This is a genomic window from Streptomyces camponoticapitis, from assembly GCF_014646115.1.
GTDB classification, from domain to species: Bacteria; Actinomycetota; Actinomycetes; order Streptomycetales; family Streptomycetaceae; genus Streptomyces; species Streptomyces camponoticapitis.
In genome coordinates this window covers 1-591 of record NZ_BMMV01000080.1, presented here as the reverse complement: position 1 = coordinate 591, position 591 = coordinate 1, and the positions used below count along the sequence as shown (strand labels likewise).

The 591-nt window shown below is 59.9% G+C and carries 1 rRNA gene; it reads left to right on the top strand.

The window, feature by feature from the left end:
* Positions 1–591 (top strand): 16S ribosomal RNA (locus tag IEY79_RS37135); the annotation flags it as partial.

Below are 591 nucleotides of genomic sequence, written 5' to 3'. Positions count from 1 at the left end.
GGACGAACGCTGGCGGCGTGCTTAACACATGCAAGTCGAACGATGAAGCCTTCGGGTGGATTAGTGGCGAACGGGTGAGTAACACGTGGGCAATCTGCCCTGCACTCTGGGACAAGCCCTGGAAACGGGGTCTAATACCGGATAATACTGTTCCCCTCATGGGGGGTGGTTAAAAGCTCCGGCGGTGCAGGATGAGCCCGCGGCCTATCAGCTTGTTGGTGGGGTAATGGCCTACCAAGGCGACGACGGGTAGCCGGCCTGAGAGGGCGACCGGCCACACTGGGACTGAGACACGGCCCAGACTCCTACGGGAGGCAGCAGTGGGGAATATTGCACAATGGGCGAAAGCCTGATGCAGCGACGCCGCGTGAGGGATGACGGCCTTCGGGTTGTAAACCTCTTTCAGCAGGGAAGAAGCGAAAGTGACGGTACCTGCAGAAGAAGCGCCGGCTAACTACGTGCCAGCAGCCGCGGTAATACGTAGGGCGCAAGCGTTGTCCGGAATTATTGGGCGTAAAGAGCTCGTAGGCGGTCTGTCACGTCGGGTGTGAAAGCCCGGGGCTTAACCCCGGGTCTGCATTCGATACGGGC